Origin of the sequence: Burkholderia sp., from assembly GCF_018375725.1 — a bacterium.
In the GTDB taxonomy this organism is placed as follows: domain Bacteria; phylum Pseudomonadota; class Gammaproteobacteria; order Burkholderiales; family Burkholderiaceae; genus Burkholderia.
This window is the reverse complement of record NZ_JAHACR010000211.1, coordinates 1-7,577: the sequence shown is the minus strand read 5'-3', so window position 1 is coordinate 7,577 and position 7,577 is coordinate 1. Positions and strand designations below refer to the sequence as shown.

Below are 7,577 nucleotides of genomic sequence, written 5' to 3'. Positions count from 1 at the left end.
GGCATGGGCCTTGTCAATGTGCTTGCCGCGATCGATGCGCCGGGCGATCTGCGGCGTTTGCGTGCGGCGCTCGCGTCGGACTGGTTCGGCCTCGATGCCGGTGCACTGTGGCACATGGAGCAGGGCGGCGGCGAGGCGCGCGGCGAGATGGGCGGCGATGCCGATGCAATGAGCTGGGTCGAGCGTTTTTCGCGCTATCGCCTGTTGTGGCGCGAGCGCGGGTTCGCGGTGATGTGGCGCACGTTCGCGCGTGAGTTGCGGATCGCCGAACGGCTGATGGCCGGCGCCGATGGCGAGCGCCGCGTGACGGACGTGAACCATCTCGCCGAGCTGACGCAGGCGCGCGCATCGGCGCAGCCCGGCATTGCGCCGACGTTGCGCTGGCTTGCCGCGCAGCGGCTGGATGGTGGCGGCGAGGACGCGCAGCTGCGGCTCGAATCGGATCGCAACCTGGTCCAGATCGTGACGGTCCACAAATCGAAGGGCCTCGAGTATGCGATCGTGTTCTGTCCGTTCCTGAATGACGGCGGATTGCGCGAACCGTTCGCTTCGGCGTTGCCGGACGCCCGCGAGTATCACGACGAGGCTGGCGACGCGGTGCTGCACTACGGATGCGACGACGAGGCGGCCGAACATGCGGCGCGGCAGGTGATGCGCGAGCAGGCGGCGGAGCGGGCTCGCCTCGTCTACGTGGCGCTTACGCGGGCGGTGTATCGCTGCTATCTGGTCGCCGGGCCGTATCAGTCGTCACGCTCGACACGCGAGTCCCGGCGCAGCGTGCTCAACTGGCTCGTGGCCGGGCGTGATCACGGGTTCGATGCCTGGCTCGACGAGCCGCCCGATGACGCAGCGCTCGACAGCGCATGGCGAGCGTTGTCCGGCGGCCCGGTCAGCGTCGGGCCGCTGCCGGTGCCTGCGGCCCGCGAGCGGCTCGTGAGCGGACACGATGCGGAGCATGCGTTGTCGGCACGGCGTGCGACGCGCTTCCTGCGCGATACGTGGCGGATGTCGAGCTTCAGTTCGCTGACTGCGTCGATGGCGCGCGAGGAGGCGGGTGCTGCGGCCATCGCGGAAGACGATCTGCGGCCCGATCACGACGCGCTCGCGGCCATCGTTCCCGGCGGCGATGCCGCCGAGGCGGAGTGGGAGGCGGTCGAGCCGCCGGACGACGACATCCTCGTGTTCCCGCGTGGCGCGGCGGCGGGCGAGTGCCTGCACCGCCTGTTCGAGTTGAGCAATTTTGCGGATGCGGCGTCGTGGCACGCCGCGGCGCTCGGCGCATTGCACGATCGCCCGGTCGAGGCCGAGCCGGATCTGGCCATGCGCCTGCCGGCGATGATGGTGCGGCTCGTCGCGGACGTCGTGAACACGGAGCTGGTGCCGGGCATGCGGCTGGCGGATCTCGATCCGGCGAAGCGGCTCGATGAAATGGGTTTTCTGTTTCCGGCGCCGTCGCTGGATCTGGCCGCACTGCGCCGGCTGCTGGTCGCGCACGACTACCCGGACGTCGCGTTGGAGGCGGGTACGCTCGCCGGTTTCATCAAGGGATTCATCGACATGATCGTCGAGCATGACGGCCGGTTCTGGATCGTCGACTGGAAATCGAACCACCTCGGCAATACGCCGGACGCCTATGGAGCACGCGCGCTCGACATCGCCATGGCCGATCACGCATACCACTTGCAGGCGCTGCTTTATACGGTCGCATTGCATCGCTATTTGCGCGGCCGGTTGCCGAATTACGACTACGACACGCACATCGCCGGCTACCTGTATCTGTTCGTGCGCGGCGTTCGGCCGGGATGGCGTAGCGGCGAGTCTCCGGCGGGCGTGCATGCGCGGCGGCCGGCGCGCGAGCTGGTCGATGCGCTCGACCGGATGATGGAAGGAGACCGCGCATGAGCGCTCCCGACGATACGCTCGAATTTACCGGCGGCCTAGCCGCGCGTCTGCCCGAGCCCGCGGATTTCGGCATCGCGCTGGCGGAAGGGTTCGCCCGTCGCATCGGCGAGCTTGCGCGCCACGCGGGCGCACCGGCCGCTGCGGCACGCTGGGCGGCGCGGGCCGCGTTCGCGGCCAGCCGGGCGACGGCGGGCGGCCATGTCTGTGTGTCGCTCGGCGCATTGGCGCAGCGCTACGACGAGCCGCTGGCCGATGTGCGCGCGGCGCTTGCGGCGAGCGGCGTCGTCGCGTTCGGCACGCTCGAGCGGGGCGCCGAGCGGCCGCTCATCGTCGACCGGTACGATCGGCTCTATCTCGCGCGCTATTTCGATTACGAGCGGCGGCTTGCCGGCGCGCTCGTCGCGCAGGCGGATGTCGCCGATCGCGCGGGCGATGCGCTTGCGCCTGGCATATTGCGCGACCGGCTGGCCCGCTACTTCGGGCCGGCGAAGGGCGAGGTGGACTGGCAGCGTGTCGCGGCGGTCGTCGCGCTGACGGGCCGTGTCACGATTGTCAGCGGCGGACCGGGCACCGGCAAGACGACCACGGTCGTCGGCGTGCTGGCATGCCTGCTCGATGCGCATCCCGATCTCCGGATCGCGCTCGCTGCACCGACCGGCAAGGCGGCGCAGCGAATGCAGGAAGCGTTGCACGCGCGTGCGGGCGATCTGCCGCCCGAGCTTGCCGCGCGTCTGCCGAGCACGTCGTACACGTTGCACCGCCTGCTGGGCGGCGGCGGCGCGGCCGGCTTTCGCCATCATCGGGACAATCCGCTTCCATACGATCTGATCGTCGTCGACGAGGCGTCGATGATCGACGTCGCGCTGGCCGCACACCTGCTTGACGCGCTCGCGCCGGGCGCGCGGCTTGTGTTGCTCGGTGACAAGGACCAGCTCGCGGCGGTCGAGGCGGGGGCTGTTTTTGCAGAATTGAGCGCGCGGCCGTCATTCAGTGCGGCGGCGCGCACACGCATCGCGCAGGCGCTTGGCATCGACGAAGCCGCGTTTGTTGCGGCATTGCCGGTGCCGGACGGCGTGGAGGCTTCCGTCGTGCGGTCCGCAGGATCGGCGTTTACCGCTGCGGCGCCGGCGCAGTCCGACACGCGGCAGGCCGCGCTGTTCGACGACAATGAGGCCGCCACCGCACCGATCGCTCCGGAAACAGGCCATGACGCGGGCGATGCGCCCGCGTGGATCGAGGCCGGCGAACTCGCGTGGCTGGACGCGGCGGACGTCGCGCCATTCGACGCGGGCGACGCGCAGCGGGCTGTTGCGACGGCCGACGCATGCGGCGCGGCCGCGACCGCTGCCGCGCCTGCGCCGCTTGCCGATTGCGTCGTCTGGCTCGAGCGCAATTACCGCTTCGGGCTTGATTCGCCGATCGGTCGCCTGTCGCTGGCGATTCGCCGCGGCGATGTGCAGGATGCGCTCGACGCGCTGCCGACGGACGACGGATCGGATTCCCCGCGCACCGACGCAGCGGACGATGCGCCAGCCGCATCGTTCCACGAAGACGCGGGCGAGACGCTCGCGGCATCGACGATCGAACGGCTCGCGCAGCGCTTCTCCGCTTATCTCGACGCGCTGCGCCGGACGCTTGCTGCTGCCGAGCCCGACCCGCTGCCGCTGTTCGATGCGCTGAACCGCTTCCGTATCCTGTGCGCGACGCGTACCGGCATGCGCGGCGCCGAGCACGTCAACGCGCTCGTCGCGTCGCATGTGCGCCGTGCCGCACGCGTGCCGCTCGCGGTCGGTGCGCACTGGTTCACCGGGCGCCCGATCATGGTGACGCGCAACGATTACGCGCTCGGGCTCTTCAACGGCGACATCGGTATCGCGCTGCCCGATGCACAGGGCGTGTTGCGCGTCTGGTTCAAGCGGGCGGACGGCACCGCGCGCGCGGTATCGCCGGCGGCGCTGCCACCGCACGAAACCGCGTTCGCGCTGACCGTCCACAAATCACAGGGCTCGGAGTTCGACGAGGCCGCGCTCGTGCTGCCGGCCACGTTCGGGCGCGTCCTGACGCGCGAACTGGTCTACACCGCGGTGACGCGCGCACGCACGCGCGTGCAGGTGATCGGCTCGCGACGCGTGCTGGCGCAGGCGATCGCGACCCGCACGCAGCGCGACTCCGGCCTCGCGGCGCGTATCGACGAGGCGCTCGCGCCGCAACGCACGGCAGCACGACGATGATGATCCGCTATACGCTCGATCCCGCCGAGGTCGAATGGACGGCGATGCGTGCACAAGGCGCGGGCGGTCAGAACGTCAACAAGGTGTCGAGCGCGATTCACCTGCGTTTCGACATCCGCGCCTCGTCGTTGCCGCCGCTCATCAAGGAGCGGCTGATTGCGCTGTCGGACCAGCGCATCACGCGCGAGGGCGTCGTGGTGATCAAATCGCAGGAGCACCGGACGCAAGAGAAAAACCGGGAAGCCGCACTCGCGCGACTCGACGCATTGATCCGCAGCGTTGCGGTCACGCCGCGTGCGCGCATCGCCACGCGTCCGACACGCGCATCGAAGGAGCGGCGGCTGGAACACAAGGCGCGTCGCAGCGATGTGAAATCGGGGCGAGGCAAGGTGCGGGCGTAATACGTGATGCATCTGCGGCAGGCGGCGGTGTCCGGCGCGAGTCGAGCAGATTGGCAGCGAGGCGAAGGTGACCGGCATCGCGACTGGGCGCCGCCGTGCGATGCAGCGCGCGGCTGAAGCACGTGCCGTTGATGCGCCGAGCCGTCGCTGCCGGGTCAGCGCATCACGGTTCCGGCACTGTCGAGTACGAAGTCGACGCAAAACACGACGAGACGCTCGTGCACGAGCGTCGCGACGGCGGCGGTGTAACAGTCGCAGCCCTCGGTCAGCGAGAAGTGCGGGCCCATCAGCGCAACGCGGCCGGGTGCCGCGATCGCCCGTTGGAAATACGGCCGCCGCGACCAGTTGCTGTGCGTTTCCGGAAACAGCGGCGCGAGGCGGGTCGCCACCGGATTGCGATCGTGCGGCTGTGTGCCGATCGACGGCAGGAACTGTTCGCCGACTTCGTCCGTCACGAACACGCGGCGCGCGGCCGGCACCACGAGCACGCGCTGCGCGGCTTCCGGCAGGCTGCCGGTGGCCGCGAACGCGGCCGAGCCAGCGAGCACCAGCCGCTCGATCGCGTCGAATCCCGGTTGCGCGTTGTGCGGCTGCGCTTGACGCCGCGCAATGAAGCGCTGCCACGCGGCATCGAGCATCGCGGGCGCCGCCGCGCTCGCGCGGGCGATCGACGGATCCGGCTGTCCGAACTGGAAGCCCTGCACGAAATCGATGTCGGCCTCCATCAGCGCCTGCAGTGCGTCGTCGCTTTCGACACCTTCCGCGAGCACCATCGCGCCCGCCTGATGCAGCATCGATACGAGGTGGTGCATGATGCGGCGGTCTTCGCTGCCGCCTGTCGCACGTTCGACGAGCGAGCGGTCGAGCTTGACGATGTCGGGCCGTGCACGCCATACGCGGTCGAAATTGGAGAAGCCGGTGCCGAAGTCGTCGATCGCGATCAGGAAGTCGCGATGCTGCATCATGTCGATCGTGCGGGCGAGCTGCGCTTCGTCGCGCGACGGCTTTTCGACGACTTCGAGCACGATCCGGTTCGGCGGCAACGCGAAATGCTTGCACAGCGCTTCGACGAATTCCCGTTGTACGAGGCCCGAATCGAGCACGCGCGGCACCACGTTCAGGAACAGCCAGCCGTCGCCGATGCCTTGCGCGACGAAATTGGCGGTATGCAGACAGCGGGCAAGCCGGTCGAGAAGCAGGGATTCGGCCACGCCGCGGGTCTTGTCGAACAAGGCGCCCGGTGAAATCGCCGCGCCCGCCGCATCGACGACGCGCAGCAGCGCTTCGTATCCGACGACGCGTTTGTGTGTGATCGACAGCACGGGCTGGAACACGCTGCGCAGCGTGGCGCCGTGATAATCGGCCAGCCAGCCGCCGGGCGTCGGCGTGAGATGGCAGAGCAGGGCGTCGAGAGACAGGTCGCGGGCGGCCGGCATGTCAGCGGCGCCCGGACGCGAAGCCGGAGGCGGATACGGAATCGCCGCGCGCCGCGACGTACGCGGCACAAACCGCCGCACGCGCAGGCGGGCGCGGAAGATTCTCGTTCATCCTGGCGGCCTCCTGCGAATAGTTGATGCAGTGTATCGAGGTCTCGCCGGTTCGCGTATCAGGGTAACTCCAGACTCACGCCGCTTCGCCGCCGCGCGGCCGCATGCCCGGGATGCGTTTGATCACGCCGGTCGCGAGCGCGGTGCCGACGAGCACGATCGCGCAGCCTTCCAGCATCACGGCCGAGATGCGTTCGCCCAGGAACAGCGTGCCCCACAGCAGGCCGAAAACCGGGATCACGAATGTCACGGTGATCGCGCGCGCCGGCCCGACGTGTGCGATCAGGTAGAAGAAGATGAAGTACGCGATGCCCGTGCACGCGATGCCGAGTGCGAGAACCGCGCCCCAGGCGGATGCGCTGACCGGCGCGGCCGGCCACGTCGCGATCGCGAACGGTACCAGCAGCAGCGTCGAGCCGATCATGGTGCCGGTTGCGTTGACGAGCGGATCGACGCCGCTCAATTTGCGCTTCGTGTAATTGGCGGCGATGCCGTACAGGAGCGTCGCGCCGAGCGCCGCGGCGGCAGCGAGCGCGGTCGCGCCGGCGGACGCATCGCCGTGCGCGCTGACGACCTGATCCCAGACGAGCGTGAGCACGCCGGCGAAACCGATCACGAGACCCAGCGCACGCGGCAGCGACAGCTTGTCCTTCAGCCACAGATACGCGACGAGCGCGCCCCAGAGCGGCGTCGTCGCGTTGATGACCGATGTCACGCCGGCCGACAGCGTCAGCTCGGCGAACGCGAACAGGCAGAACGGCGCGCCCGAGTTGAGCACGCCGACGACGAACAGCGGCCGCGCATGGCGGCGCAACTGGGCGGCAAGGTCTGCGGGCTTGATGCGTGTCAGCGCAAGGCCGATGAGGAACAGCGCGCCGATGCCGACGCGCAGCGCCATCAGCGGCGCGACGCCGAACTCTGCGACACCGACGCGGATGAACAGAAACGACGCGCCCCACAGGGCGGCGAGCACGGTCAGCAGGAAAGCGTTCTTGGGCGACATCGATCGTGGGCCGGACGGCCGGGGAAAGGGATGCGATGCATCTTACACCGCACCGGCAGTCCGGCGTTTCACGATCGGATGAAACAGCAAGAAACGGGAAATGTCGTCTCGGTCAATGGTGGCGCCAGCCGCCGCGGCCGCCGAATCCGAAGTTGAGCGACAGCGACGGTCCCCACCAGCCGCCCCATGCCGGCGCGTAGGCCGGGGCCGGATAGTAGTAGGCGGGTGCGGGCGCGACATACACCGGTGCCGTCTGCACAGGTTCCGGGGCCGGCGCCGCTGCGTAGTAGCCGTACGGGTAGTAGCAGCCGGAGAGCGTCGCGCACGCGAGCGCCGCGACGGCAAGTGCGGGTTTCATGATGTCCTCCGCCAAGGCTGGCGGCGTGCCGATGCTTAAGCTTAGACGGCGCGATGATGAAACGCTGGGCAAAACGGTAACGGATCATTTCGGGCGCCGTCCGGCGGTCAGGCCGCGTCCCGCGCGGGACGCGGC

At 69.3% G+C, this 7,577-nt stretch carries 6 protein-coding genes; 3 read left to right on the top strand and 3 right to left on the bottom strand.

Annotated features, from left to right (window positions below; translation table 11 throughout):
• From KH616_RS18460 to arfB, 3 genes are all read left to right on the top strand, one after another.
• The coding region (locus KH616_RS18460; RefSeq protein ID WP_292249170.1) for a 3'-5' exonuclease at positions 1-1,902 on the top strand (1,902 nt) is incomplete at its 5' end.
• On the top strand, positions 1,899-4,133 hold the full coding sequence (locus KH616_RS18455) for an AAA family ATPase (protein WP_292249167.1): 2,235 nt from the start codon (positions 1,899-1,901) through the stop codon (positions 4,131-4,133). The genes KH616_RS18460 and KH616_RS18455, both read left to right, overlap by 4 nt.
• On the top strand, positions 4,130-4,534 hold the full coding sequence (gene arfB / locus KH616_RS18450) for an alternative ribosome rescue aminoacyl-tRNA hydrolase ArfB (protein WP_292249164.1): 405 nt from the start codon (positions 4,130-4,132) through the stop codon (positions 4,532-4,534). Before KH616_RS18455 ends, arfB begins: the two co-directional genes overlap by 4 nt.
• Positions 4,535-4,689: 155 nt before the next feature.
• Here arfB and KH616_RS18445 read toward each other — a convergent pair whose 3' ends face one another.
• The 3 genes from KH616_RS18445 to KH616_RS18435 form a co-directional block, all read right to left on the bottom strand.
• The gene (locus tag KH616_RS18445) at positions 4,690-5,970 is read right to left on the bottom strand and encodes an EAL domain-containing protein (protein WP_292249161.1); all 1,281 of its coding nucleotides are present in this window, start codon (positions 5,968-5,970) and stop codon (positions 4,690-4,692) included.
• Between the two features lie 187 nt (positions 5,971-6,157).
• Entirely contained in the window at positions 6,158-7,084 is a 927-nt protein-coding gene (locus KH616_RS18440; protein WP_292249159.1) for a DMT family transporter, read from the bottom strand.
• A gap of 112 nt (positions 7,085-7,196) precedes the next feature.
• Positions 7,197-7,442 carry a hypothetical protein gene (locus tag KH616_RS18435; RefSeq protein ID WP_292249157.1) on the bottom strand — a complete coding sequence of 82 codons (246 nt, stop codon included), beginning with the start codon at positions 7,440-7,442 and terminating at the stop codon, positions 7,197-7,199.
• Positions 7,443-7,577 lie beyond the last annotated feature (135 nt).